The organism is Variovorax nitratireducens, assembly GCF_051216545.1.
In the GTDB taxonomy this organism is placed as follows: Bacteria; Pseudomonadota; Gammaproteobacteria; order Burkholderiales; family Burkholderiaceae_C; genus Variovorax.
Genome location: NZ_JBPJZO010000004.1, coordinates 186,672 through 209,390, shown reverse-complemented (window position 1 = coordinate 209,390; position 22,719 = coordinate 186,672). Strand labels below are relative to the sequence as shown.

Here is a 22,719-nt window from a genome sequence, read left to right as displayed (position 1 = left end):
ATCGTACCGCGCGTGCCTGACAATCCGGCGCGTGCCAGATCACTACGAAAACTTTCCGGTCGCGTCCTGGCTCTGCCCGCCGCGGCTGCGCCCCCCGATCGCCGCGATTTACGCATTTGCGCGCACGGCCGACGACATCGCCGACGAAGGCGACGCTTCGCCCGCCGATCGGCTCGCCGCGCTGCAGGCCTACCGTGCCGACCTTGCCGCTGCCGCACAGGGCGCTGCGGCCTCGGCGCGCTGGCCCGAAGTGTTCGGCCCTCTAGCGGTCGCCGTGCGCGACTTCGCGCTGCCCGAGCCGCTGCTGGCCGCCCTGCTCTCGGCTTTTGTGCAGGACATCGAGAAAACCCGCGACGGCGCCGCCTACGCCGACCGCGCCGAACTGCTCGACTACTGCGCCCGTTCCGCCAACCCGGTCGGCCGCCTTCTGCTGCACCTGTGCGGCGTGCACGACGCCGCTGCGCTGGCGCAGAGCGACGCGATCTGCAGCGCGTTGCAACTCATCAACTTCTGGCAAGACCCGGGCGTGGATCTGCCGCGCGGCCGCCTCTACTTTCCGTTGGCCGACTGCGAGGCGCATGGCGTCACGCCCGAAAGCCTCAAATCTTCCGGGTCGGCCCCGCCTGCACCGGAAGCTATCAATTTGATAGCGAGCGAGGCCGCATGGGCGCGCGGGCTCATGCAGCAGGGCGCACCGCTGGTGCACCGGCTGCCGGGCCGCATGGGGTGGGAGCTGCGCTTCGTGGTGCAGGGAGGCCTGCGCATCCTCGACAAGATCGAGGCACTGGGCTTCGACACGCTGCGGCACCGCCCCACCATCGGCGCCGCCGACGCACCGCTGCTGGCATGGCGCGCGCTGCGCATGTGACCCGCCCGGTCACCGACAATCGCGCCCAATGATTTCGCAGCCACGATGACCACGCCCGAGCAATACGTCCAGGAGAAAGCCGCCGCTTCAGGCAGCAGCTTCTACTACGCCTTCCTGTTTCTGCCCAAGCCGCGCCGTGCGGCGATCACCGCGTTCTACGCGTTCTGCCGCGAGATCGACGATGTGGTCGACGAGGTGCGGGATCCCGGCGTGGCCGCCACCAAGCTGGCCTGGTGGCGCACCGAAGTCGCGCAATCGTTCGCCGGCGAGCCGCGCCATCCTGCGATGAAAGCGCTGATGCCCCACACCGCCGGGTTCGGCATCGAGGCGAAGCAACTTCTGCAGGTGATCGACGGCTGCCAGATGGATCTGGAACAGACCCGCTACCTCGCGTTTCCCAACCTCGCGCAGTACTGCCACCTGGTGGCCGGCGTGGTGGGCGAAGTCGCGGCGCGCATCTTCGGCCAGACCGATCCGCGCACCACCGGCTACGCCCACAAGCTGGGCCTGGCGCTGCAGCTCACCAACATCATCCGCGACGTCGGCGAAGACGCGTTGCGCGGCCGCATCTACCTGCCGGTGAACGAGCTGCAGCAGTTCGACGTGAAGGCGCACGAATTGCTGAACCGCGTCTACTCCGAGCGCTTCGTGGCGCTCATGAAGTTCCAGGCCGAACGCGCCCATGCCGCCTACGACGAAGCGCTGGCCCTGCTGCCCGCGGCCGACCTGCGCGCGCAAAAGCCCGGACTCATGATGGCCAGCATCTACCGCACCCTGCTGCGCGAGATCGAGCGCGACAAATTCCAGGTGCTCAACCAGCGCGTGAGCCTTACGCCCGTGCGCAAGCTGTGGCTGGCGTGGCGCGTGCAGGCGCTCGGAAAGATCTGAAGCAGCGCGCCATGAAACTCGCGGTCATCGGCGCCGGCTGGGCCGGCCTGGCGGCTGCGGTCACGGCCTCGGAAGCAGGCCACCAGGTCACGGTGTTCGAAGCTTCGCGCGCACTCGGCGGCCGTGCGCGCGGCTTGCCGGCCGTCCTGGCCGACGGAACCGCCATCACGCTCGACAACGGCCAGCACATTTTGATCGGCGCCTACAGCGAGACCTTGCGCCTGATGCGGACGGTCGGCATCGATGTCGACGCAGCGCTGCTGCGCACGCCGCTGGCGCTGGTGTTCCCGGACGGCACCGGATTGCGGTTTCCGAAGCTGCCTGCGCCGCTCGATGCCCTGGCCGGCATCCTCGGCGCACGCGGCTGGTCCTGGCGCGACAAGCTCACGCTGCTGCGCACCGCCAGCGGCTGGCAGCGCGCCGGATTCAGCTGCGATGCGCAACGCTCGGTGGCCGAACTCTGCGCGGCGCTCACGCCGCGCGTACGCGACGAAATGATCGATCCGCTCTGCGTCTCGGCCCTCAACACGCCGGCCGCCAAAGCCAGCGGCCAGGTCTTCCTGCGCGTGCTGCGTGACGCGATGTTCGGCGTGAGCGGCGGCTCCAACCTGCTGCTGCCCCGGCAAGACCTCGGCGTGCTGTTTCCCGAGGCCGCGGCACGCTGGATCCGCGAGCGCGGCGGCCGCGTCGCGCTCGGCCATCGCGTCCACGCCATTGCGCCAGACACAGGCGGGCGCTGGCGCGTCGACGACGAACGCTTCGACACGGTACTGCTGGCCTGCCCGCCTGCGGAAGCCGCGCGACTGGCCGAGGCCAGCGGTGTCGACGCCACGGCCTGGTGCGCGCAGGCCCGCGCGCTGCGCTTCGAGGCCATCACCACCGTCTACCTCGAAGGCGGCCACCGCCTGCCCGAACCCATGCTCGCGCTGCGCTCGACGCCCGATGCGCCCGCGCAGTTCGTGTTCGACCGCGGCCAGCTCGGCGGCCCGGCCGGTCTGTGGGCGATGGTGGTCAGCGCGAGCAGCACCGAGCGCGCTGCGCTCGAAGCGCAGGTCTGCGCGCAGGCCGCGGCCCAACTGGACTGCCGCCATCCGCGCGTGCTGCAGACGGTGGTCGAGAAACGTGCCACCTTCGCCTGCACGCCGGGCCTGCAGCGCCCGCCGATGCAGATCGCGCCGGGACTGAGCGCTTGCGGCGACTACGTCGAAGGCCCCTACCCCGCGACACTCGAAGGCGCGGTGCTGAGCGGCGTAGCGCATACGGTCTAGCGCAACCCTCGTACTTCGACGGGTGGATTGTTGAAGCGCGGGGGCGTGGCTTCAGTGGGTCGACTCGCCCTGCCCAGCCTCCAGCGCCAGGCACAGCGCATGCAGGTTGGGCACGATGAGCTGCGGCCGTGCATCGTGCGGCCAGGGCTGCACCGCATCGCCGCCGGCGCGCACCAGCCAGGCCGCCTGCATGCCGGCGTTGAGTGCGCCCACCACGTCGAGCTCGGCGTCGTCGCCCACATGCAGGATGTCGCGCGGCAGCAGGCCGACTGACGCCGCCGCGGCGCGGAAGATCGGCGCATGCGGCTTGCCGCTGCCGAAGTCGCGCGCATTGAATGCGGTGCGAAACCAGCGGCCGACGCCGGTGCGGTGGATGTCGGCGTTGCCGTTGGACACCGCCACCAGCGGGTACCGCTCGCTGAGCCACTTGAGTGCGGGCAAGGCATCGTCGTAGAGCTTGACCTTCTGCCGCGCAGCAAAAAAAACCTCGAACGCCGGCTCGGCCAGCGTCGGATCTTCACCGCCCCGCTTCAGCGCGGCGCGGATCGATTCGAGCCGCAGCGCGCTCATGTCGTGCGCCAGGTCGGAGCGCTCCCTGACTGTGGCTTCGCGCAGCTCGCGCAACACGCCCGGCGTGATCAGCAAGGCCGCGGTTCGCGGCGCCGAAGTGTCCAGCCATTTATGCAATGTGCGCTCGGCGTATTCGATGGTCGGCCAGATCGGCCAGAGCGTGTCGTCGAGATCGAGCGATATCGCGGCGATGCGTTTCACATCGAGCATGGGAGCCAGGCCGGCAGAGGTCATGCCTCAGAATACCGCATGCCCTTTCGCCCTGAACCGCCTGCAGTTTCTCCTGCCGACGAGCGCGTCGCCGTGCTCTGGTGCAACCTTGGATCGCCCGACGAACCCACCGCCCGCGCCGTGCGGCCCTACCTCTCGCAGTTTCTGCACGACCACCGCGTGGTCGAGATTCCGCGCGCCATCTGGTGCCTCGTCCTGCACGGCATCATCCTGCGCACGCGGCCAGCCCAATCGGCCGCCAAGTACGCGAGCGTATGGCTGCCCGAAGGCTCGCCGCTCAAGGTCTGGACGCACAGGCAGGCCGTGCTGCTGGCCGGTTGGCTCGGCGAGCGCGGCCACCGCGTGATTGTTCGAGATGCGATGCGCTATGCCAGCCCGTCGATCGCCTCGCAGCTCGACGCGCTCAAGGCCGAAGGCGTCACGCGCGTGCTGGTGCTGCAGGCCTACCCGCAGTACTCCGCCACCACCACCGCCAGCGTGATCGACGCGGTGAACGACTGGACGCGCAAGCTGCGGCGGCTGCCGGAGCTGCGCTTCGTCAACCAGTACCACGACGAGCCGCTTTATATCGAGGCGCTTGCGCAAAGCGTGCTCGCGCACTGGCAACACCACGGCAAGCCCGATCAGCTGGTGATGAGCTTTCACGGCATCCCGGCGCGCAACATCCAGCTCGGCGATCCTTACCAGACGCAATGCCTCGAAACTGCGCGCCTGCTGGCCGAACGGCTGCAGCTGTCGCCCGACCAGCATCGCGTGACGTTCCAGTCGCGCTTCGGCCGTGCCACCTGGCTGGAGCCCTACACCGAGCCGACGCTGCGCCTGCTCGGCGCCGGCGGCACCGGCCGCGTCGACGTGATCTGCCCGGGCTTTCCTGCCGACTGCCTCGAGACGCTCGAAGAGATTGCGATGGAAGGCCGCGACGCCTTTCTGCAGGCGGGCGGCAAGGAGTTTCACTACATCCCGGCGCTGAACGACAGCCCGGCCTGGATCACGGCGCTATGCGCCGTTGCCGAACGCAACCTGGCCGGCTGGCCGACCCACGCCGCCTGAGCGGCGACTGTACGAAGGCATCAAGGGGCAGGCCGAGCTGATCAAGTACGCGGTGGAACACGCTCGCCAGTTCGATCGCGGCTAGGTTTCGACTTGCCGGAACTGTTGAGGTCGATCGCTTGGCGAACGAGCGCCTTGAAGGCGGACTCGTCAACTTCTCCCCCTTCGTGGATGTCGATCGCGCGGCGTGCGTTTCCGTCGAGGCTCGCGTTGAAGAGACGGGCCGGATCTTTCAGGGACGCGCCCTTGGCGAAGGTCAGCTTCACCTTGTCCTTGTAGGATTCGCCAGTGCAGAGGATGCCGTCGTGCGACCAGACCGGCGTGCCCATCCACTTCCACTCCTCGACGACGCCCGGGTCTGCTTCCTTGATGAGCTTGCGCATCCTGGCAAGCGCTTCACCGCGCCAGTCCCCAAGTTCGGCGATTCTGTTCGAGATGAGTTGCGATGCCGACTGGCCTTGGCTGGTGTCCGATTTTTTCATGGCCTCATCCTAGAAGTTCTGCAGCCCGACTTCAACGGGGCCCGCTCCTCCCCGATCACCACTCGATCGCATCGGTCGGGCGCTACTTGCGTGCAGCCTTGAGCACGGCCGCAATCTGGAACGCCAATTCCAAGCTCTGCGACCCATTCAGTCGTGGATCGCAGGCACTCCGGTAGCGTGCCGACAGCCCTTCGTCGGTCAGTTCCTGCGCGCCACCGCGGCATTCGGTGACGTCCTGCCCGGTCATCTCGAAATGCAAGCCTCCGGCGTAGGTGCCTTCCTGTCCGTGCGCGGCAAAGAAGCCTCGGAGTTCCTGGAGGATGCGTTCGAAGTCGCGGGTCTTGAAGCCGTTGGACGAGGTCACGGTGTTGCCGTGCATCGGGTCGCAACACCACACGGGCGTGCGTCCGGCGCGGCGAACGGCACGCAGCAGAGGCGGCAATCGATCCGCCACCCTGTCGCTTCCCATGCGCGTGATCAGCACCAACCGGCCGGGCTCCTGATCTGGATCCAGTACATCCATGAGTCGAAGCACATCGTCCGGGCTGGCGGATGGCCCCAGCTTCACACCGATCGCGTTGCCCAGGCCGCGCAAGTACTCGACATGGGCACCATCGAGCCGGCGCGTGCGCTCGCCCAGCCAGAGCATGTGAGCCGAGCCGCCGTACCAGCTGCCACTCCGCTCGCTGAAGCGCGTCAGCGCCTCCTCGTAGTGCAGGAGCAAGGCCTCGTGCGAGGTGTAGAACTCGACCGCGTGCAGTTGCGGCGTCCGGCGGGCGTCGAACCCGCACGCTTCCATGAACGCCAACGACTGGGTGATGCGATCGGCGAGTTCTTCGAAGCGCTCGCCCTGCGGACTCGAGCGGACGAAGTCCGCAGTCCATCGATGCACTTCGTGCAGATCGGCAAAGCCGCCCTGGGCCAGGGCGCGCAGCAGGTTCAGCGTGGTCGCTGAATGCGAGTACGCCGTCAGCAGCCGAGTGGGGTCAGGCTGCCGCGCGTCCGCCGTGAACGCACTGCCGTTGATGATGTCCCCGCGGTAGGAGGGCAATGCCACCCCGTCCTGCACTTCCGTGTCGGAGGAACGCGGTTTGGCGAACTGCCCGGCAATGCGCCCGACTTTCACCACCGGGCAGGCCGCGGCGTAGGTCAGCACGACGGCCATCTGAAGGATCACGCGAAAGGTGGACTCCACTGGCCCCTGGCCGTATTCGTCGAAGCTCTCGGCGCAATCCCCGCCCTGCAACAGGAAGGCCTCGCCCCGGGACACGGCCGCGAGACGCTCACGCAGCTGCGAGATTTCACCCGGAAAGATCAGTGACGGCAGGCCGGAGAGGCGCCGCTCCGTCTCCTGCAGCGCACCCGTGTCGGGGTACGACGGCATCTGCAGTGCGGTGTGACTTCTCCAGGAGGATGGCTGCCAGACAAGACTCATGCTTTCGCGCCAGCGCGCTTGGCGTCGTGATACCGGCCGGTGCCTCTCGCGAGCACGGCGTCTGACGCGAGCACCGTGCCCGGCTGGTAGTCGGGCTGCCCGGCGATGCGCTGGTACAGCGGCGCGAAGTCGATCCTTGCGAGTTCGAGCAGCTGATCGAGGTTGTCGATGACGAAGTAGCTTTCCTGAAAATCGTCGATCCGGTAGTTGGTTCGCATGACGCGCTCAAGATCGAAGCCGATGCGATTGGGCGATGCGTCGTCCAGCGAGAAAACCGTCTCGGTGAACGACGAGGCGATGCCGGCACCGTAGATGCGCAGGCCGTCGGCCTGCTTGAGGAGACCGAACTCGACCGTGTACCAGTACACACGCGCGAGCTTGTCGAGCACGCCGAGCTTTTGCGCGCGCAGGCCGCCTTCGCCATAGGCCTGGATGTAGTCCGCAATGGCCGGATTCATGAGCATGGGCACATGGCCGAACACGTCGTGGAACACGTCGGGCTCTTCCAGGTAGTCCAGCTCGTTCGGCTTGCGGATGAAGTGGCCGGCCGGAAAGCGCCGGTGTGCCAGATGTTCAAAGAACACCTCGTCGGGCACCAGGCCCGGCACCGCCACCACCTGCCAACCGGTCTTTTTCATGAGGACATCGCTCAGCCTGCGGAAATCGGGAATCTCGTCGGCCCCGATCGGCAGGTTGCGCATGCCTTCGACGAACTCGTCGCAAGCGCGGCCGGGCAGCAATTTCGACTGACGTTCGAACAGGGTTTTCCAGACGCCGTGTTCGGCGCCGGTGTAGGCGTCCCAGCCCTGGTCGATGGTCCAGTCCGCGCGTTCGGGCCGGGCCGCATCGCCAGCGGCCAGGCCATGTTTCGTCTTGGCCATGTCGGTGTCCAACTCTTTGAGTTGCTGCAGCATGGTGTCAGCTGGTCTGCAGCACGCCGCGCCGCACCTGGTCGCGCTCGATCGACTGGAACAGAGCCTTGAAGTTGCCCTCGCCGAAACCGTCGCTGTAGTCGCCCTTGCGCTGGATGAACTCGAAGAACACCGGGCCGCCGAACGCCGTCTCCGAAAAAATCTGCAGCAGCAGGCGCGGCTGGCCACCTTCGGTGGTGCCGTCCAGCAGGATGCCCCGGGCCTGCAGTTCGGCGATCGGCTCGCCGTGGCCCGGCAGGCGCGTCTCGAGCATCTCGTAGTAGATGTCGTTGGGTGCGGTCATCAGCGGAACGCCGGCAAGCCCGATCTGGTCGATGGTGTCGATCAGGTTGTCGCTCAGGAGGGCGATGTGCTGGATGCCTTCACCGTTGAACTTCATGAGGTACTCCTCGATCTGGCCCGAGCCCTTGGACGATTCTTCGTTCAGCGGGATGCGGATCTTGCCGTCGGGCGCCGTCAGCGCCTTGGACGTGAGGCCCGTGTACTCGCCCTGGATGTCGAAGTAACGGATCTCGCGGAAGTTGAAGATCTTCTCGTAGAAGTTGGCCCAGAAGGTCATGCGGCCGCGGTAGACGTTGTGCGTCAGGTGGTCGATCACCTTCAGGCCGTGGCCCGGCGGATGGCGCTCCACGCCCTCGATGAACTCGAAGTCGATGTCGTAGATCGACTTACCGTCCTCGAAGCGGTCGATCAGGTACAGCGGCGCACCGCCAATGCCCTTGATGGCAGGCAGGCGCAGCTCCATCGGGCCGGTTGCAATCTCGATCGGCTGCGCGCCCAGTTCCAGCGCGCGGGCGTAGGCCTTGTGCGAATCCTTGACGCGAAACGCCATGCCGCAGGCCGAAGGCCCGTGCTCGGCGGCGAAATACGCGGCCGGGCTGTTCGGTTCGCGGTTGACGATGAAGTTGATGTCCCCCTGGCGGTACAGCACGACATCCTTGGAACGGTGCTTGGCCACCAGCGAGAAGCCCAGCCTCTCGAAAAAGGGCTCCAGCGTGTTGGGCGTCGGCGAGGCGAACTCGACGAACTCGAAGCCCATCAGGCCCATCGGGTTTTCGAACAAATCGGTCATGTGGGTCTCCAGCGAGGGGCGTTGAATCGGGTTGACAGATGCTACGCAGTGGGCTGCGCAGCATTCCTGCAATCTGCAGGCGACCATCGATCGCCATGCAGGAATCCGTCTTTTTCGGGGTTTTCCATTGCGCAATGGCACGCACCCCACCCAGATGATCCCGCTGTTCAGCACCTTCATGATCATGATCAGGGCGCTGGCGGATTCACCCTGGGGCACCTTTATGGTGTTGAAGCAGGTGCTGTCGACGACGCAACTGCCGCTTTGGCGGCGTGGCCTATTGCGAACGGAAGATGTCGCACTGCACCATCCGGCGAATTGACCGCGACTGCCGGAGGCGCCATTCTCACGGTACATGAAACACGTCTTCAAGGTTGCTGTCACCGTCCTGGCCCTGCTCGCCTGCATCGTCGCGCTGGGCGCCGTCGCATCGCTGTTGTTCGAGGCATTCATGGGCGTGCGCGGCGACTTCGGGCCGCTCGGCATGCTGCTGCTGGCGGCGTTGCTGGTCGGCCAGTGCCGCATTCTCTGGGTGCTGGTGCATCCGGGCGCCGCTACGCAGCCATCAGCCGCGCATACGAAAAAAAGCGTATCGCCCGCGCACGCCGATCCGGCCAGCCTTGGCTGAAATCCTTCTCTTCAACTCCGCGATATTGGCGACGCCCCAGCAACCCGGCACTGAGGCCCGCACTGGGGCTGCGGGCGCCGCTCAGGCGCGGCCAAGGTAGTCGCGCTTGCCGATCGGCACGCCCTTGTGGCGCAGGATGTCGTAGGCGGTCGTCACGTGAAAGAAGAAGTTCGGCAGCGCAAAGTGCAGCAGATAGGACTGGCCGACAAAGGCGAGTTCGGTGGCGCCGGCCCTCATGGTGATGGCGCGCTCTTCGCTGCCTTCGAAAGCTTCGCGCGGCACGCTCTGCAGCCAGCCTCGCGTGTTGGCGATGCGCGCCTGCAGTTCTTCGAAGGTGGTTTCGGTGTCGGCAAAGCTCGGCGCCTCGACGCCGGTGAGGCGCACCACGGCCAGCTTGCTCGCGTCGCTCGCGCTCTGGATCTGGAACGACAGCGGACGCATGTCTTCGGCCAGCCTGGCCTGCACCAGCGTGGCCGGATCGATGCCTGTGGCCTGCGCATGCGCCAGGCCCTTGTCGAGCAGGTGCGAGAGCTGCTTCAGGTTGTGCAGGAAGACGGTGACGGAGGCGTCGTACATCGAGAGGGACATGGCTGGCTTTTCTGCTGTGTGGTTGGCGCGCGATTGTGGCGCGAACCCGCTCAGCCTGCAGCGGCGCGAATGAAAGCCTCGATCGGCTCCAGATGCCCAGGCACGTTGAGCGCCGGCGCATGGCCGCAGCCCGGCACCTCCAGCACCTCCAGCCCGCCGCGCGCGCCGGGGCCGCGGCCGCGCATCGCGACGAGGGTTTCGGGTCGCACCAGATCGGAATCGATCCCGCGCAGGCACAAAACCGGCGCGTCGATCGCGTCGTAGTGCGGCCAGATTCTGTAGTCGTCCGGATGCGCGACAAACTGCCGCACCATCGCCGGGTCGTAGTGTGGCGTCACACGGCCGTCCGGCAGGCGGCGTGTCGATGTTTCGGTCAGGCGGCGCCACTGCGCGTCGCTGAGCCAGCCGTAGGGCTTGTAGACGGTGCGGAAGAAGGCTTCGAGCTCCATCACGCTGTCGAAGGCCGGCGGGCTGCCGGCATAGGAGCGGATGCGTTCGATGGCCGACTGCGCGACCTCGGGCGCGTTGTCGTTGAGCACCAGGCTGGCGATGCGCTGCTTCATGCGCGGCTGCGCCAGCCCCGACGCGCACACCATACCGATCGCGCCGCCCATCGAGGTGCCGACCCAATGCAGGCGGTCGAGCCCAAGCTGCTCGCAGAACGCGTCGGCGAGCTGCGCGTAGAACGAGAGCTGGTACTCGTCGTCAGGCGCCGTGCTCCACTGGCTCAGGCCCCGGCCGATGGTGTCGGGGCACAGCACGCGAAAGCCCCGCTCGGCAAAGTGCAGTGCCAGTTCGTCCATGTCGCGCCCCGTGCGCGCCAGCCCATGCCAGGCCACGATGACTTCGCCGTCGTGCGGGCCCCAATCCATGAAGTGGATCTCGCGGCCAAGAAGCTGCACGTAGTTCGATGACGGCATGTTCATCTCGGCGACCCCAACGCCCTCGCCCGCAGGCGGCCGACGATGCCGGTCGGGAAGTAATACACCGACAGCACGAACAGCACCCCGAGCCACAACAGCCAGCGGTCGGGCGACAGCAGCGCAGAAAGCCATGGCAACCCGCTCGCAGCCTCGCTGCCGAGCCGCAGCAAGTCCTGCAGGTAGCTCTGCGCCACCACGAACAAGGTGGCGCCGATCACCGCGCCGTAAATCGTGCCCATGCCTCCGATCACCACGATCAGCAGCACGTCGACCATGATCTCGAAGCTCAGCGAGGTGTCGGGCCCGTTGTAGCGCAGCCAGATCGCGAGCATCGCGCCGGCCAACGTGGCGAACAGCGCCGACAGCACGGCGGCGGTAGTGCGGTACACCACCACGCGGTAGCCGATGGCCTCGGCACGGAACTCGTTCTCGCGGATCGCCTGCAGCACGCGGCCGAACGGCGAGTTCACGATGCGCAGCAGCGCCAACACCAGCACCACGGCCACCACGAACAGCATGTAGTAGCACAGCAGCCGCCCGTCGAGCGAGACGCCGAGAAACGGCTCGTCGGCAAACTCGAAGCTCGGCGAGATCAGCTCCGGCAGCTTGAAGGTCAGGCCGTCCTCGCCACCGGTGAAGTCCGACAGCTGCGAGGCCAGCGTCTGGAACGCCGACGCCACCGCCAGCGTGATCATCGCGAAGAAGATCGCGCGCACCCGCAGCGAGAACAGCCCGATCGCGAAGGACAGCACCAGCGACACCGCGAGCGACACCCCCAGCCCGGTCAGCAGCGCACCCCATCCGGCGCCGAGCCGCGTCGCCGAGATCGCGATGCCGTAGGCACCGATGCCGAAGAACATGGTGTGCGCGAAGCTCACGATGCCGGTGTAGCCCAGCAGCAAGTCGAAGCTCGCCACCAGCACGACGAACACCAGCACCTTGGCGGCAACGCTGAGCGCCTTGACCCCCGGGAAGATGAAAGGCGCAAAGGCCAGCGCGATGAACAGCACGACCAGCAGCAGCGCGAGCAGGCGGCTGCGCGGCGTGTCGTTGGAGAGAAGGCGTTTCAGGAACATGGTCGAGGTCTCTTCTTCAGCGGTTCGCGACCGGGTACACGCCCTGCGGCCGCCACAGCAGCACGGCCACCATCAGGAAAATGCTCGCAAACTGCGTGAGCGTGGGCACGAGAAACCCGATGTAGTTGGTCATGAGCCCCACCAGCAGCGCGCCAATGAGCGCCCCGCCGGTCGAGCCCAGCCCGCCGATGATGATCACGATGAAGATCAGCACGTTGACCTGTGCGCCCATCTGCGGCACCAGGTTCTGCTGGAACAGCCCCCACATCACGCCGCCGAGACCCGCCAGCGCGCTGCCGACGACGAACACGCCGACAAACAGCCGGCCGATGCGGTAGCCGAGCGACTCGACCATCTCGCGATCCTGCACGCCGGCGCGGATCAGCAGGCCGATCTTGGTGCGGCCCAGCGTCCAGGCCAGCAGGCCGAACACCACGAGGCCGACCACCACCGCGAGCAGCCGGTACTTGCCGATGGCCGCATCGGCCACCAGCACCGAGCCGCGCAAGGCTTCGGGCAAGGGCAGCGGAATCTGCGCCGGGCCCCAGATCACCTTGATCAGTTCCTCGCCGATGATCATGCCGCCCATCGTGATGAGGATCTGCTTGAGGTGCTGGCCGTACACCGGCCGCACGATGAAGCGCTCGAACGCGAGGCCGACCACACCGGCCACCGCCATCGCAACCAGCATCGCCGGGAACACCGCCACCAGGTTGCGCCACAGCTCGCCCGAGCCCGTCCAGTCGCCCATCAGGCCGAGCACGCTGCTGGCCACGAAGGCACCGAGCGCGATGAACACGCCGTGGCCGAAATTGAGTACGTCCATCAGCCCGAACACCAGCGTCAGGCCCGAGGCGATGATGAAGATGATCATGCCCATCGCCAGGCCCGCCACCGTGAGGGTGAGCCAGGTCGAGAACGAGCCCGTGAGCGGCAGCGCGACCAGCGCGAGGATGGGGGCGAGAAGCAGGGGCTTCCAGTCGAAATCCAGTTTCATAACGCCAGTCCAAGCAGCGATTGCTGCAGTTGCGCATCGGCCGAGAACGCGGCCATGCTGCCGCTGTGCACCACGCGGCCGTTGTCCATCACGGCCACGGTGTCGCCCAGGCGCTGCGCGAAGTTGATGTTCTGCTCCACCAGCAGGATCGTCACGCCGCTCGCCTTCAGCTCGGCGAAGGCGTCGATCATGTTGTTGATCACCACGGGCGCCAGGCCTTTGCTGGGCTCGTCGATGATGAGCAGCTCGCGCGGCTCGACGATCGCGCGCGACACGGCCAGCATCTGCTTCTGCCCGCCCGAGAGCTTGCCGGCCGGGTGGTTCCAGAACTTCTCCACCGCGGGGAAGAGCTTGAAGATCCACTTCAGCCGCGTGTCGTCGATGCCATCGGCATTCTTCGCGCTGCGCGCGGCGAGCAGCATGTTCTCCTTGACCGTGAGGTCGGAGAAGATGCCCATGGTCTCGGGCACGTAGGCAATGCCGAGCGCGGCGATGTCGGGCGTGCGCATGGCCGTGATGTCCCGAACCGCGCCATGGCCGAAGCGCACCCTGCCCTGCGACGCATGCCACAGGCCCATGATGGTTCGCAGCGTGGTGGTCTTGCCGGCGCCGTTGCGCCCGAGCAGCATGGTGAGCTGGCCACGGGGCACGGCGAGGTCGACGCCATGCAGGATGTGGTACGCCCCGATGTGCGTGTGCACGCCTTGCAGCTCCAACAGGTTGGCACTCATGCAGCCTCCTTCGCAATGCCCAGGTAGGCCTCTTGCACCACCGGCGAGGCGATCACCTCGGCCGGCTCGCCGTCGGCCACCAACGTGCCGTTGTGCAGCACGATGATGCGGTCGGCAAGCTCGCGCACCACGTCCATCTTGTGTTCGACCAGCAGGATGGTCTTGGTCTTGTCCTGCTTCAGCTGGCGGATCAGGTCGAGGATGACCGGCGCCTCGGCCGCGTTCATGCCGGCGGTCGGTTCATCGAACATGAACACCTTGGGCTCCAGCGCCATCAGCAATGCCACTTCGAGCTTGCGCTGGTCGCCGTGAGGGAGGCTCGCCACGGTGGCGTGTTCCTTCGCCTTCAGGTTGATCTGCGCGAGCAGTTCGTCGGCCCGTGCGGTCAGCGCGCGGTGATCGCTCCAGATGCTCCACAGGTTGAGGCCGCGCCGGTGCGCGCCGTCGCGCGTGGCCTGCACGGCCAGGCGCACGTTCTCCAGCACCGTGAGGTTCGGGAACAGGTTGGTCAGCTGAAACGCGCGGCCCAGCCCCGCGTGCGTGCGCGCCGACGGCGACATGCCCGCAAGCGATTTCCCATCGAGCAGCACCGTGCCCGCGCTCGCCTTGAGCTGGCCCGAGATCAGGTTGAAGTAGGTGGTCTTGCCCGCACCGTTCGGGCCGACGATGGCCGTCAGCGTGCCCGGCGCGAAGGCGCAGCTCACGTTGTTGACGGCCACATGCCCGCCGAAGCGGATGGTCAGGTCTCGGGTCTCAAGCATCGTTGGTCATTTGCAAAAAATCAAAAGTGGGTCGGCGGCGAGTGGCCTCAGCAGCTGCCGATCACGTAGTAGCCGGGTCCGGTCTGCTTCAGCGTGGTGGTGACGTAGATGTTCCACAGGCCCATGGCCTGCGCCGAACCGGAGGCATAGGTGAAGCCCCACAACGCATAGGCGCGCCCGGCCAGCGTGTGCGCGTAGTTGCTGGCGGTGTAGCAGGTTCCCCCGCCGCCGCCGCTGCCCGCGGTGGTGGCGCCGGTGGCCGCGGTCGACATTGCACCCTCGACGTTGCTGGCGTTCAGTGCGGTCACCGTCCAGCTGTAGGTGGTGGACGCGCTCAGGCCGCTGTCGGTGTAGCTGGTGGCGGCGACGGGCGCGGCATTGACCTTGCTGCCGCCGCGATAGACGTTGTAGCCACTGGCGCCCGCGACGCCGTTCCAGCCGATCACCATGCTGCTGCTGGTCGCGCCCGAGGTGCCCACGCCGGTCGGCGCCGGCAGCGACGAGCCGCCGCCGGAGCCGGTCACGCGATCGACCATGGCCTTGAGCGCCGCCATCTGGGGGCCCGACTTCTTCGCGTAGTTCGCGCTGTCGTAGCCCCACCAGTCCCAGCAGCTGTTGGTCGCGGCGGTGCTGGTCTGCGGGTAGATCAGGACGATGTTGTTGGTGTCGGCCCAGCGGTTGTAGCCGGTCTTGCGCACGTACTGGTCGCTCACGTCGGTGTAGTTCTGCTTGCAGCCGTGCAGCACCAGGTGCACGCGGCACGAGGTCGTGGTGCAGGCCTGCGGCACGTAGATCCAGCCGGTGGCGGCCACGCCGTGGCCGGTGATGAACTCCGACTGGTTGAACTCGGTGAAGCTGCCGCCCAGCGTGCTGTTGTTGCGCGGGTTCAGAGGCCCGTAGAGCTGCTGCAGGATCTCGCCCGCCAGATCGAAGCCGCAGTTGTTGATGTAGGGCGCGGCGGTGGTGCTGCAGGCGCCGCCATAGTCGTCGGTGACCATCGCGTGGCCGGAACCGATGTTGTTCTTGTAGACCGTGTTGGCCGCAGGCACGAAGCTCTGGTAGTAGGTCTTGAGGTCGTCCATCACCGCCTGCTTGACGGTGTTGTCCGAGGTGCCGGAGAACAGGTAAACCTTCGATGCGCCCAGGTTCGACACCGGGTCGATCGCACCGCTGGCGGCCCAGCTGTTGGTGGTGCTCACGAGCGTCGAGACCGGGATGCTGGTGCTGTGCGTCATGCAGCGCCCCGTGGCATTGACCACCGAGCCCTCGGCGCAGTAATACGGCCCGCCGGCCACCACGCCGGCGCCGCGCTTGAAGGTGGCCGAATAGGCCACATGCAGTTGCACCGCCATGAAGCCACCCGCGGACAGGCCGGACACGCTCACCTCCGCCGGGTTGGCGCCCAGCCCCGGCAGCGGCACCGCCGCCGTCGCGAACTGCGCCGCCATCGTGATCGCCGTGGCCGCGGCCCATCCCTTCCAGCTTTTCCATCGCATCGCTGCCATCGCTGTCTCCTCGTGTAGGTATGTCGAACGCTTGCTTGCTGACGAATCGGCCGTTGGCGGCGCCGCGCTCGCGCCGCGAGGGTGCAAGCTGCCGCTCCGCCCGGCGGCCACCCGGGGCGGAACATGGCGCTGCGCTTCCTCCGGCGCGGCATGAACATTCAAGAAACACCGCGGAACCGGCTTCGCCGGGCCGCTGGTGTTGCCCCCGGTAGGGGGTTGGCGCAGCGACACGAAGTGCGCGCAGCCTGGGGGCGAGCCTATTTCTTGTTCTTGATGGGGATGTCCATCTCTTCGGGCTTGATCTCGTGAACAAGCTCGGGCACGCCCCACGCAAACGCCGGGTCGACCTTGATCTTGAAGTGGTACATCGACTGCATTGCCTGATGGTCTTCCTTGCGGAAGGTCATCTTGCCCTTGGGCGTGTCGAAGCTCATGCCTTCCATGGCGGGGATGAGCTTGTTGGCGCTGGCGTCGCCGCTCGTCTTCCTGAGTGCAGTGACGGCAGCCATCGCGGCCGAGAATCCGCCGGCGGTGAAGAAGTCCGGCGGCGTCTTGAACTGCTGGTAGTGCTGCGCCACCAACGCCTCGTTGACCGGGTTCTTCGGAATGCCGAAGTAGTAGTACGCCGCGCCTTCCATGCCCGGCAGTGACTTGTAGGCCGCCATGGCCGGCAAAATGTTGCCGCCGGTGGCGATTTCGATGCCGTAGCGCTTCAGATCCAAATCGACGATCTTGAATGGGTTGCCGGCGCCGGCCCACACGATCCAGATGATCTTGCGGCCCGGCTGATCCTTGAGCTTGTCGATCAGGCGCTGCGCGCCGGCCGTGAAGTCGGTGGTCGCGGGCGGCAGGTATTCCTCGTGCGCGAGCTTGGCTTTCTTGATCGCGCTGGAGAAAGCCTTCACACCATCGCGGCCGAAGGCGTTGTCCTGGGCGAGCGTGGCGACAGTGACGCCCGGCTTGTCGATTGCCACGGCGTTGGAGATCGCGTCCTGCGAGCTGTTGCGCCCGGTGCGGAAGATGTACTTGTTCCACTTGTCGCCGGTGATCGAGTCGGCCACCGCAGGCTCGACGATCAGGATCTTCTTGTACTCCTCGGCCACCGGCAGCATCGCGAGCGCCACGCCCGACGAGGTCGGGCCGATCGCCAGCGCGGCCTTGTCATCCGAGTACGCGGCGGCGAGCAGCGACTTGCCCAGGTCGGGCTTGCCCTGGTCGTCCTTTTCGATCAGCACGATCTTCTTGCCGTTGACCATCATGGTGCCGCCCGTGGCGTACTCCAGACCCATCTGCAGGCCGACCGCGGTCTGCTTGCCGTAGGCCTCGAGCGGGCCGGTCTTGCTGTAGATGTGGGCGATACGGATTTCGTTGGACTGCGCGTGGGCCGGTACGGCAGCGGCAATCGTGCTCACGGCGGCGGCCGCGATGAGGTGGCGACGGATCATGGATGTGTCTCCTGGTTGGAATGACTGAATATTGCACAGTTCATGCCAACCGCCACCCTGTTGATTTCAAAGGGATTTCCCTTGGAGCCCTCTGCCTTTGTGTGGCCTGCAGACGGTCGGAATGCCTTCAATCCAGACAGTTGTCTGATCTTTGTTCAGGGTTTTCCAGCGCCCCGCGGGGCACTCAGCCGGTCGTCGTCATCCGGTCGTAAAGCGTCGCGCGCGAGATGCCCAGCAAGCGCGAGGCGGCCAGCTTGTTGCCGCCGGTGGACGCCATCGCCGCATCGATGGCGCGGCGCTCCAGTTCGGCAATCTGCTCGGCCAGCGGGCGCAGCAGGCTGGCGGCTTCATCGGCACCGCTGGCCGAAGAAGCGAGGGGCTCGGGCGCGGCGATCTTCTCCAGCCCGGTTTCGGCCAGCACGCGCTTGATCTCGTCCGCGTCGATGCGCTGCATGTCGCTGCGCATGCTGAGTTGTTCGAGCACGTTGCGCAGTTCGCGCGTGTTGCCGCGCCAGTGCTGCGCGGCCAGCAGCGCCAGCGCGTCGGGCATCAGTTCGGGCGGCGCGTCGCCGCTGCGCAGCGCCATGTCTTCGCTCAGCGCCTCGACCAGTGCGGGGATGTCGCCGCGCCGCTCGCGCAGTGGCGGCACGCGCAATGGCAGCACGTTGAGGCGGTAGTAAAGGTCTTCGCGAAAGCGCCCGTCGCGCACCAGCGCAGCCAGGTCACGCGAGGTGGCCGCGATCACGCGCGCGTCGAACGCCACCAGCTTGTTGGAGCCGAGCGGCTCGATCTCGCCCTCCTGCAGCGCACGCAGCAGCTTGGCCTGCAGGCCCATCGGCATGTCGCCGATCTCGTCGAGAAACAACGTCCCGCCGTCGGCCAGCTTGAACTTGCCTTCGCGCCCCTTGCGGTCGGCACCGGTGAAGGCTCCGGGCGCAAAACCGAAGAACTCGGACTCGAGCAGCGTGTCGGGCACGGCCGCGATGTTGAGGCTGACGAACGGCCCACTGGCCCGCGCCGACGCGGTGTGGATGGCATGCGCCAGCAACTCCTTGCCGGTGCCCGTTTCGCCCAGCAGCAGCACCGGGCTCGACGACTGCGCCGCACGGCGCGCATGGCGCTTGACGTCCACCGCCGCCGGGCTGCTGCCGATGAAGCTGGCAAAGGTGTACTTGGCGCGGCGCTGCCCGTCGGGCGAGTGCTGCAGCAGCGGATTGGCGCGCTGCGAGGCCAGCTCGCGCCGCGCGTCATCCAGGTCGCGCTGCAGCATCGCGAACTTGCTGATGAGCGGCTGCAGCGTGGTCTCGGGATGGTCGAACAGCACGATGCCGATGGCGCCGATCACGTCGCCCAGCACGTAGCCTTCGTCACCTTCGCGTTCCTCGTGCAGCGGGATGCGGCTGACCACGAACGTGCCCGCCTTGTTGGTGAGCAGATCGATCAGGATCGGCTTGCCCGTTTCGAGCACCTGCCGCATCTGCGTGTTGGGAATCACGTCTTCGACCATTTGCCCGAGGAACTGGTCGACCGACGAGAACCCCAGCAACGGCAGAAAGCGCTTGTAGCCCTCGTTCACCCACACGATGCGCCCGCTGCGATCGACCAGGAACATGCCCTGGCTGATGCTGGAGAACAGATGGAACATCGAACGCGCGGCGAGCGCGTGGATGGCGGCGGCGTCGAGGGGGAGAGTGGGGGGTGCGACGGGCGGAGGCATGGCGGGATCGTAATATCCATGCGATTTAGCATGCTAAGTCAATCAATCGATTGATTTATGTGCTTCAATGCGGTTCCATGCCCGCCTTCATCCCGCCACCCCACCCCACCCGCGCCGACGGCATCGAAGCCCGCAACCGTATCCTGCTCGCCGCCCTTGCGCTGTTCGCCGAAAAGGGCTTCGCCAAGACCTCCACACGTGAGATTGCGCTGGCGGCCAACGCCAACATCGCAGCGATCAGCTACTACTTCGGCGACAAGGCCGGGCTCTATGCCGCGACCTTCACCGAACCGATGGGCGGCGATCCGCGCGAACTGACGGCGCGGTTCTCGGCGCCCGGCATTTCACTGGAAGAGGCGCTGCGCATCTTCATGGCGGGGTACCTCGCGCCGCTCAAGAACGGCGCGGTCGCGCGGCAGTGCATGCGGCTGCACATGCGGGAAATGATCGAGCCCACGAGCCAGTGGAAGACCGAGCTGGAGCGCGACATCCAGGCGCCGCACGAGGCGCTGGTGGGCGTGCTGTGCCGGCACCTGCAGGTGCCCAAGGTCGACGACGACATGCACCGGCTTGCGTTCTCGGTGGCGGGCATGGCGATCCAGATGTTCGTTATGCAGGAGGTAATCGACTTCATGCGCCCCTCGCTGCTTCAATCGGGGCAGCAAATCGATACATGGACTGACCGCCTGGTCAGTTACGCTCTTGCCGTGGTCGCTTCGGAGGCACAACGCCGAAGCGAAGAAAAAAAGGTTGCGCAGCCCACGAAGCGCGCGTCCTCCAACCCCAAGCGGGCGCCTTCGACCCGCAAAAAGACAGAGAAGAAGCAAGTCCCATGAGCCTTCGCAGATTCCAGCTGCTGGGTGCAGCCGTTTGTGTGCCATTGGCACTCGGCGCCTGCAGCCTGACGCGCCCGCCCTCGGCGGCGCCCGCCCCCATCCCGGCGCAATGGAACGCGCCGCTGCCGCCGCCGGGCGGCTCGGCCGCCCTGCCCCATGCGGGCTCGCCGGCGGCGCTGGCCGACTGGTGGCGCCAGCTCGATGATCCGTTGCTGGTGGAGCTGATCGAAGCGGCCGAGGCCGCCAGCCCCACGCTCGCGAGCGCGGCGGCGCGCATCGGCGACGCGCGTGCCACCAGCGTGGCGGCAGGTGCCGCGCTGCTGCCGAGCCTGAGCGGCACGCTGTCGGCGACGCGCAGCAATTCGCAATCCGGCAGCTCGAGCGCCGGCACGTCTTCCTCCACGAGCAGCAGCAGCACGTCGTCCGCGTCGATCCCGCCGATGACCACCTTGCAGGCCGGCCTGCAGTCGAGCTGGGAAATCGACCTATTCGGCAAGCTGCGCTCCGGGCGCGATGCGGCGTCGCTGCGGCTCGCGGGCGCCGATGCCAAGTGGCACCAGGCGCGCGTCTCGGTGGCGGCCGACACGGCCAACCTCTACTTCAGCGAACGCGCCTGCGAGCGGCAACTGGCAGTGGCCGAAAACGACACGCGCTCGCGGGCCGAGACGTCGCGGCTCAACGACCTGTCGATGCGCGCGGGCTTCACCGCGCCGGCCGATGCAGCACTGGCACGCGCCAGTGCGGCCGATGCCGCAGGCCGGCTCACGCAGCAGCGCGCCACCTGCGCGGTGTCGCGTGCCGGGCTGGTCGCGCTGACCGGCATCGAGGCCCGCGCGCTCGAACAGAAGCTGGCCGCCGCGCCGGTCGACCGCGCACTGCCGGCCATCCAGTCGGTTGCCAGCGTACCGGCCGAAGCACTCGCGCAGCGGCCTGACGTGTACTCGGCCGAGCTCGACGTGGCGGCAGCCAGCGCCGATGTCGGCGAGGCCGAAGCGCAGCGCTATCCGCGACTGTCGCTCACGGGCTCGATCGGCCGGCTGCAGATCCGCACGCAGGGCACCCGCCAGACACTCGACACCTGGAGCGTGGGCCCGGTGTCGCTGACCGTGCCGATCCTCGATGGCGGCGCGTACAAGGCCAATGCCGAAGCGGCCCGCGGGCGCTACGACGAGATGGCATCGCTCTACCGCGGCAGCGTGCGGCAGGCGGTGCGCGAGGTCGAGGAGGCGCTGCTCAACCTCGACAGCACGGCCAGCCGCACCGGCGACGCCGACACGGCGGTGCAGAACTACCAGGCCTCGTTCAACGCCACGCAGGCGCGCTACGACAGCGGCCTGGCCAGCCTGTTCGAGCTCGAAGATTCGCGCCGCACGCTGCTCACCGCGCAAACGGCGCGCGTGGCGCTGCAGCGCGAACGGGCCGAGGCCTGGGTGGCGCTTTACCGCGCGATGGGCGGCGGCTGGGCCCGGCCCGGCGCTGCCGCACCCCTCGCAATGACCCAACAAGAAACGACAACGACCAAGTCGCCATGAACACCAAGATCAAACGCTCTACCCTCGTCATCGCCGCCATCGTGCTGGTGCTCATCGTCGCCGGCGCCTTCTTCGTCATGAAGAAGAAGCCCGACGCGGCCAGCGCGCCCGCGGCCGCCAGCAAGGCCGGTGCCGCCCCGGCACGGCCGACGCTCACCGTCACCGTGGCGCAGCCCGAGCAGACCGAGCTGACCATGACGCTCGCAGCCAACGGCAACGTCGCCGCCTGGCAGGAGGCCAGCGTGGGCTCCGAGTCGAACGGGCTGCGGCTGGCCGAAGTGCGCGTGAACGTCGGCGATGTGGTCAAGCGCGGCCAGGTGCTGGCCACCTTCGCGCCCGAGACCATCAATGCCGACGTGGCGCAGGCGAAGGCGTCGCTGGCCGAGGCCAGGGCCAACGCGGCCGATGCGGCCGGCAACGCCGCGCGCGCACGCACGCTCGAAAAGACCGGCGCGCTGAGCCAGCAGCAGATCAACCAGTACCAGACCACCGAGCAAACCGCCAAGGCCAAGGTCGAAGCGGCCGAGGCGGTGCTGGCAGCACAGCAGGTGCGCGGCCGCAACACGCAGGTGCTGGCGCCCGACGACGGCGTGATCTCGTCGCGCACGGCCACGGTCGGCGGCGTGGTCTCGGCCGGTACCGAGTTGTTCAAGCTGATTCGCCAGGGCCGGCTCGAATGGCGCGCCGAAGTCACCTCGGCCGAACTGGGGAGCGTCGCGGTCGGCACGCCCGTGGTGGTGGTCAGCGCCAGTGGCGCCCAGGTGCCGGGCAAGGTGCGCACCATCGCTCCAACGGTCGACCCGCAGACACGCGCGGCGCTGGTGTACGTGGATCTACCCGGCTTGCTGCAGAACACGGGCACGAGCGCCTTGAAGGCCGGCATGTTCGCGCGCGGCGACTTCCAGCTGGGTCGCAGCAATGCGTGGACGGTGCCGCAGGCATCGATCGTGCCGCGCGACGGCTTCAACTTCCTGCTGCTGCTGCAGCCGGACAACCGGGTGACCCAGCTCAAGATCGAAACCGGCCGGCGCGTGGGCGACCGCGTCGAGGTGCTGACGAAGATGCCTGCCAATGCGAGGGTGGTGGTGCAAGGCGCGGGCTTCCTGAACGACGGCGACCTGGTGCGCGTGGTGGACGCCCCGGCGCCGGCGGGCGCCCCCGTCGCGGCCAAGTAAGGAAGGCAC

General features: G+C 67.2%; 23 protein-coding genes. 9 read left to right on the top strand and 14 right to left on the bottom strand.

What is annotated here, in order from left to right:
• Positions 1-31 precede the first annotated feature (31 nt).
• Genes hpnC through hpnE form a run of 3 tightly spaced genes read left to right on the top strand, consistent with a single transcriptional unit; the run spans position 32 to position 3,024 of the window.
• Complete coding sequence (gene hpnC / locus ACSFA8_RS13085) at positions 32-868, top strand: squalene synthase HpnC (protein ID WP_435479953.1); 837 nt, start codon at positions 32-34, stop codon at positions 866-868.
• Positions 869-913: 45 nt separating this feature from the next.
• Entirely contained in the window at positions 914-1,756 is an 843-nt protein-coding gene (hpnD, locus tag ACSFA8_RS13080) for a presqualene diphosphate synthase HpnD (RefSeq protein ID WP_435479952.1), read from the top strand.
• 11 nt (positions 1,757-1,767) lie between these two features.
• Positions 1,768-3,024: a hydroxysqualene dehydroxylase HpnE gene (gene hpnE, locus ACSFA8_RS13075; protein WP_435479951.1), complete on the top strand. Its 1,257-nt coding sequence runs from the start codon at positions 1,768-1,770 to the stop codon at positions 3,022-3,024.
• Between the two features lie 51 nt (positions 3,025-3,075).
• Here hpnE and ACSFA8_RS13070 read toward each other — a convergent pair whose 3' ends face one another.
• Positions 3,076-3,828 carry an HAD family hydrolase gene (locus ACSFA8_RS13070; protein WP_435479950.1) on the bottom strand — a complete coding sequence of 251 codons (753 nt, stop codon included), beginning with the start codon at positions 3,826-3,828 and terminating at the stop codon, positions 3,076-3,078.
• 15 nt (positions 3,829-3,843) lie between these two features.
• Here ACSFA8_RS13070 and hemH point away from each other — a divergent pair, with 15 nt between their 5' ends.
• Entirely contained in the window at positions 3,844-4,875 is a 1,032-nt protein-coding gene (gene hemH / locus ACSFA8_RS13065) for a ferrochelatase (RefSeq protein WP_435479949.1), read from the top strand.
• A gap of 41 nt (positions 4,876-4,916) precedes the next feature.
• Here hemH and ACSFA8_RS13060 read toward each other — a convergent pair whose 3' ends face one another.
• The 4 genes from ACSFA8_RS13060 to hppD form a co-directional block, all read right to left on the bottom strand.
• Positions 4,917-5,357 (bottom strand): DUF1801 domain-containing protein, encoded by a 441-nt coding sequence (locus ACSFA8_RS13060; RefSeq protein WP_435479948.1) that lies wholly within the window; start codon positions 5,355-5,357, stop codon positions 4,917-4,919.
• A gap of 82 nt (positions 5,358-5,439) precedes the next feature.
• Entirely contained in the window at positions 5,440-6,792 is a 1,353-nt protein-coding gene (locus tag ACSFA8_RS13055; RefSeq protein WP_435479947.1) for a class II 3-deoxy-7-phosphoheptulonate synthase, read from the bottom strand.
• On the bottom strand, positions 6,789-7,706 hold the full coding sequence (phhA, locus tag ACSFA8_RS13050) for a phenylalanine 4-monooxygenase (protein ID WP_435479946.1): 918 nt from the start codon (positions 7,704-7,706) through the stop codon (positions 6,789-6,791). The genes ACSFA8_RS13055 and phhA overlap by 4 nt, the downstream gene beginning before the upstream one ends.
• 4 nt (positions 7,707-7,710) lie before the next feature.
• Positions 7,711-8,796, bottom strand: a complete 1,086-nt coding sequence (hppD, locus tag ACSFA8_RS13045; RefSeq protein WP_435479945.1) for a 4-hydroxyphenylpyruvate dioxygenase — start codon at positions 8,794-8,796, stop codon at positions 7,711-7,713.
• 31 nt (positions 8,797-8,827) lie between these two features.
• On the opposite strand from hppD, the gene ACSFA8_RS13040 reads away from it, so the two are divergent.
• Positions 8,828-9,118: a hypothetical protein gene (locus tag ACSFA8_RS13040; protein ID WP_435479944.1), complete on the top strand. Its 291-nt coding sequence runs from the start codon at positions 8,828-8,830 to the stop codon at positions 9,116-9,118.
• A 33-nt stretch (positions 9,119-9,151) separates the two neighbouring features.
• Positions 9,152-9,424 (top strand): hypothetical protein, encoded by a 273-nt coding sequence (locus ACSFA8_RS13035; RefSeq protein ID WP_435479943.1) that lies wholly within the window; start codon positions 9,152-9,154, stop codon positions 9,422-9,424.
• A gap of 81 nt (positions 9,425-9,505) precedes the next feature.
• On the opposite strand, the gene ACSFA8_RS13030 is transcribed toward ACSFA8_RS13035, so the two are convergent.
• From ACSFA8_RS13030 to ACSFA8_RS12990, 9 genes are all read right to left on the bottom strand, one after another.
• On the bottom strand, positions 9,506-10,012 hold the full coding sequence (locus ACSFA8_RS13030; protein WP_435479942.1) for a DUF1993 domain-containing protein: 507 nt from the start codon (positions 10,010-10,012) through the stop codon (positions 9,506-9,508).
• Between the two features lie 50 nt (positions 10,013-10,062).
• Complete coding sequence (locus ACSFA8_RS13025; RefSeq protein ID WP_435479941.1) at positions 10,063-10,938, bottom strand: alpha/beta fold hydrolase; 876 nt, start codon at positions 10,936-10,938, stop codon at positions 10,063-10,065.
• On the bottom strand, positions 10,935-12,011 hold the full coding sequence (locus tag ACSFA8_RS13020; RefSeq protein ID WP_435479940.1) for a branched-chain amino acid ABC transporter permease: 1,077 nt from the start codon (positions 12,009-12,011) through the stop codon (positions 10,935-10,937). The genes ACSFA8_RS13025 and ACSFA8_RS13020 overlap by 4 nt, the downstream gene beginning before the upstream one ends.
• A 16-nt stretch (positions 12,012-12,027) precedes the next feature.
• Positions 12,028-13,008, bottom strand: coding sequence for a branched-chain amino acid ABC transporter permease (locus ACSFA8_RS13015; RefSeq protein ID WP_435479939.1), 981 nt, complete (start codon positions 13,006-13,008; stop codon positions 12,028-12,030).
• Positions 13,005-13,739, bottom strand: coding sequence for an ABC transporter ATP-binding protein (locus ACSFA8_RS13010; RefSeq protein ID WP_435479938.1), 735 nt, complete (start codon positions 13,737-13,739; stop codon positions 13,005-13,007). Before ACSFA8_RS13010 ends, ACSFA8_RS13015 begins: the two co-directional genes overlap by 4 nt.
• Entirely contained in the window at positions 13,736-14,500 is a 765-nt protein-coding gene (locus ACSFA8_RS13005) for an ABC transporter ATP-binding protein (protein ID WP_435479937.1), read from the bottom strand. The genes ACSFA8_RS13010 and ACSFA8_RS13005 overlap by 4 nt, the downstream gene beginning before the upstream one ends.
• Before the next feature lie 47 nt (positions 14,501-14,547).
• Positions 14,548-16,005, bottom strand: coding sequence for an extracellular catalytic domain type 2 short-chain-length polyhydroxyalkanoate depolymerase (locus ACSFA8_RS13000; RefSeq protein ID WP_435479936.1), 1,458 nt, complete (start codon positions 16,003-16,005; stop codon positions 14,548-14,550).
• Between the two features lie 257 nt (positions 16,006-16,262).
• Entirely contained in the window at positions 16,263-17,450 is a 1,188-nt protein-coding gene (locus ACSFA8_RS12995; RefSeq protein ID WP_435479935.1) for a substrate-binding domain-containing protein, read from the bottom strand.
• A gap of 184 nt (positions 17,451-17,634) precedes the next feature.
• Positions 17,635-19,167 carry a sigma-54 interaction domain-containing protein gene (locus ACSFA8_RS12990; RefSeq protein WP_435479934.1) on the bottom strand — a complete coding sequence of 511 codons (1,533 nt, stop codon included), beginning with the start codon at positions 19,165-19,167 and terminating at the stop codon, positions 17,635-17,637.
• A 77-nt stretch (positions 19,168-19,244) separates the two neighbouring features.
• Between ACSFA8_RS12990 and ACSFA8_RS12985 the strand changes: the two genes are divergently transcribed.
• From ACSFA8_RS12985 to ACSFA8_RS12975, 3 genes are read left to right on the top strand one after another with little or no spacing between them, the layout of a single operon-like run.
• The gene (locus ACSFA8_RS12985) at positions 19,245-20,003 is read left to right on the top strand and encodes a CerR family C-terminal domain-containing protein (RefSeq protein WP_435479933.1); all 759 of its coding nucleotides are present in this window, start codon (positions 19,245-19,247) and stop codon (positions 20,001-20,003) included.
• Complete coding sequence (locus tag ACSFA8_RS12980) at positions 20,000-21,535, top strand: efflux transporter outer membrane subunit (RefSeq protein ID WP_435479932.1); 1,536 nt, start codon at positions 20,000-20,002, stop codon at positions 21,533-21,535. The genes ACSFA8_RS12985 and ACSFA8_RS12980 overlap by 4 nt, the downstream gene beginning before the upstream one ends.
• A complete protein-coding gene (locus ACSFA8_RS12975) occupies positions 21,532-22,710 on the top strand; it encodes an efflux RND transporter periplasmic adaptor subunit (protein ID WP_435479931.1) in 1,179 nt (392 codons plus the stop codon). The genes ACSFA8_RS12980 and ACSFA8_RS12975 overlap by 4 nt, the downstream gene beginning before the upstream one ends.
• The last annotated feature ends 9 nt before the right edge of the window (positions 22,711-22,719 follow it).

Excerpts from the sequence above, each read along its gene's own strand:
- hpnD (WP_435479952.1), top strand. The coding sequence starts at position 914 with ATGACCACGCCCGAGCAATACGTCCAGGAGAAAGCCGCCGCTTCAGGC.
- hpnE (WP_435479951.1), top strand. The coding sequence starts at position 1,768 with ATGAAACTCGCGGTCATCGGCGCCGGCTGGGCCGGCCTGGCGGCTGCG.
- ACSFA8_RS13070 (WP_435479950.1), bottom strand. The coding sequence starts at position 3,828 with ATGACCTCTGCCGGCCTGGCTCCCATGCTCGATGTGAAACGCATCGCC.
- hemH (WP_435479949.1), top strand. The coding sequence starts at position 3,844 with ATGCCCTTTCGCCCTGAACCGCCTGCAGTTTCTCCTGCCGACGAGCGC.
- ACSFA8_RS13060 (WP_435479948.1), bottom strand. The coding sequence starts at position 5,357 with ATGAAAAAATCGGACACCAGCCAAGGCCAGTCGGCATCGCAACTCATC.
- ACSFA8_RS13055 (WP_435479947.1), bottom strand. The coding sequence starts at position 6,792 with ATGAGTCTTGTCTGGCAGCCATCCTCCTGGAGAAGTCACACCGCACTG.
- phhA (WP_435479946.1), bottom strand. The coding sequence starts at position 7,706 with ATGCTGCAGCAACTCAAAGAGTTGGACACCGACATGGCCAAGACGAAA.
- hppD (WP_435479945.1), bottom strand. The coding sequence starts at position 8,796 with ATGACCGATTTGTTCGAAAACCCGATGGGCCTGATGGGCTTCGAGTTC.
- ACSFA8_RS13035 (WP_435479943.1), top strand. The coding sequence starts at position 9,152 with ATGAAACACGTCTTCAAGGTTGCTGTCACCGTCCTGGCCCTGCTCGCC.
- ACSFA8_RS13030 (WP_435479942.1), bottom strand. The coding sequence starts at position 10,012 with ATGTCCCTCTCGATGTACGACGCCTCCGTCACCGTCTTCCTGCACAAC.
- ACSFA8_RS13025 (WP_435479941.1), bottom strand. The coding sequence starts at position 10,938 with ATGAACATGCCGTCATCGAACTACGTGCAGCTTCTTGGCCGCGAGATC.
- ACSFA8_RS13020 (WP_435479940.1), bottom strand. The coding sequence starts at position 12,011 with ATGTTCCTGAAACGCCTTCTCTCCAACGACACGCCGCGCAGCCGCCTG.
- ACSFA8_RS13015 (WP_435479939.1), bottom strand. The coding sequence starts at position 13,008 with ATGAAACTGGATTTCGACTGGAAGCCCCTGCTTCTCGCCCCCATCCTC.
- ACSFA8_RS13010 (WP_435479938.1), bottom strand. The coding sequence starts at position 13,739 with ATGAGTGCCAACCTGTTGGAGCTGCAAGGCGTGCACACGCACATCGGG.
- ACSFA8_RS13005 (WP_435479937.1), bottom strand. The coding sequence starts at position 14,500 with ATGCTTGAGACCCGAGACCTGACCATCCGCTTCGGCGGGCATGTGGCC.
- ACSFA8_RS13000 (WP_435479936.1), bottom strand. The coding sequence starts at position 16,005 with ATGGCAGCGATGCGATGGAAAAGCTGGAAGGGATGGGCCGCGGCCACG.
- ACSFA8_RS12995 (WP_435479935.1), bottom strand. The coding sequence starts at position 17,450 with ATGATCCGTCGCCACCTCATCGCGGCCGCCGCCGTGAGCACGATTGCC.
- ACSFA8_RS12990 (WP_435479934.1), bottom strand. The coding sequence starts at position 19,167 with ATGCCTCCGCCCGTCGCACCCCCCACTCTCCCCCTCGACGCCGCCGCC.
- ACSFA8_RS12985 (WP_435479933.1), top strand. The coding sequence starts at position 19,245 with ATGCCCGCCTTCATCCCGCCACCCCACCCCACCCGCGCCGACGGCATC.
- ACSFA8_RS12980 (WP_435479932.1), top strand. The coding sequence starts at position 20,000 with ATGAGCCTTCGCAGATTCCAGCTGCTGGGTGCAGCCGTTTGTGTGCCA.
- ACSFA8_RS12975 (WP_435479931.1), top strand. The coding sequence starts at position 21,532 with ATGAACACCAAGATCAAACGCTCTACCCTCGTCATCGCCGCCATCGTG.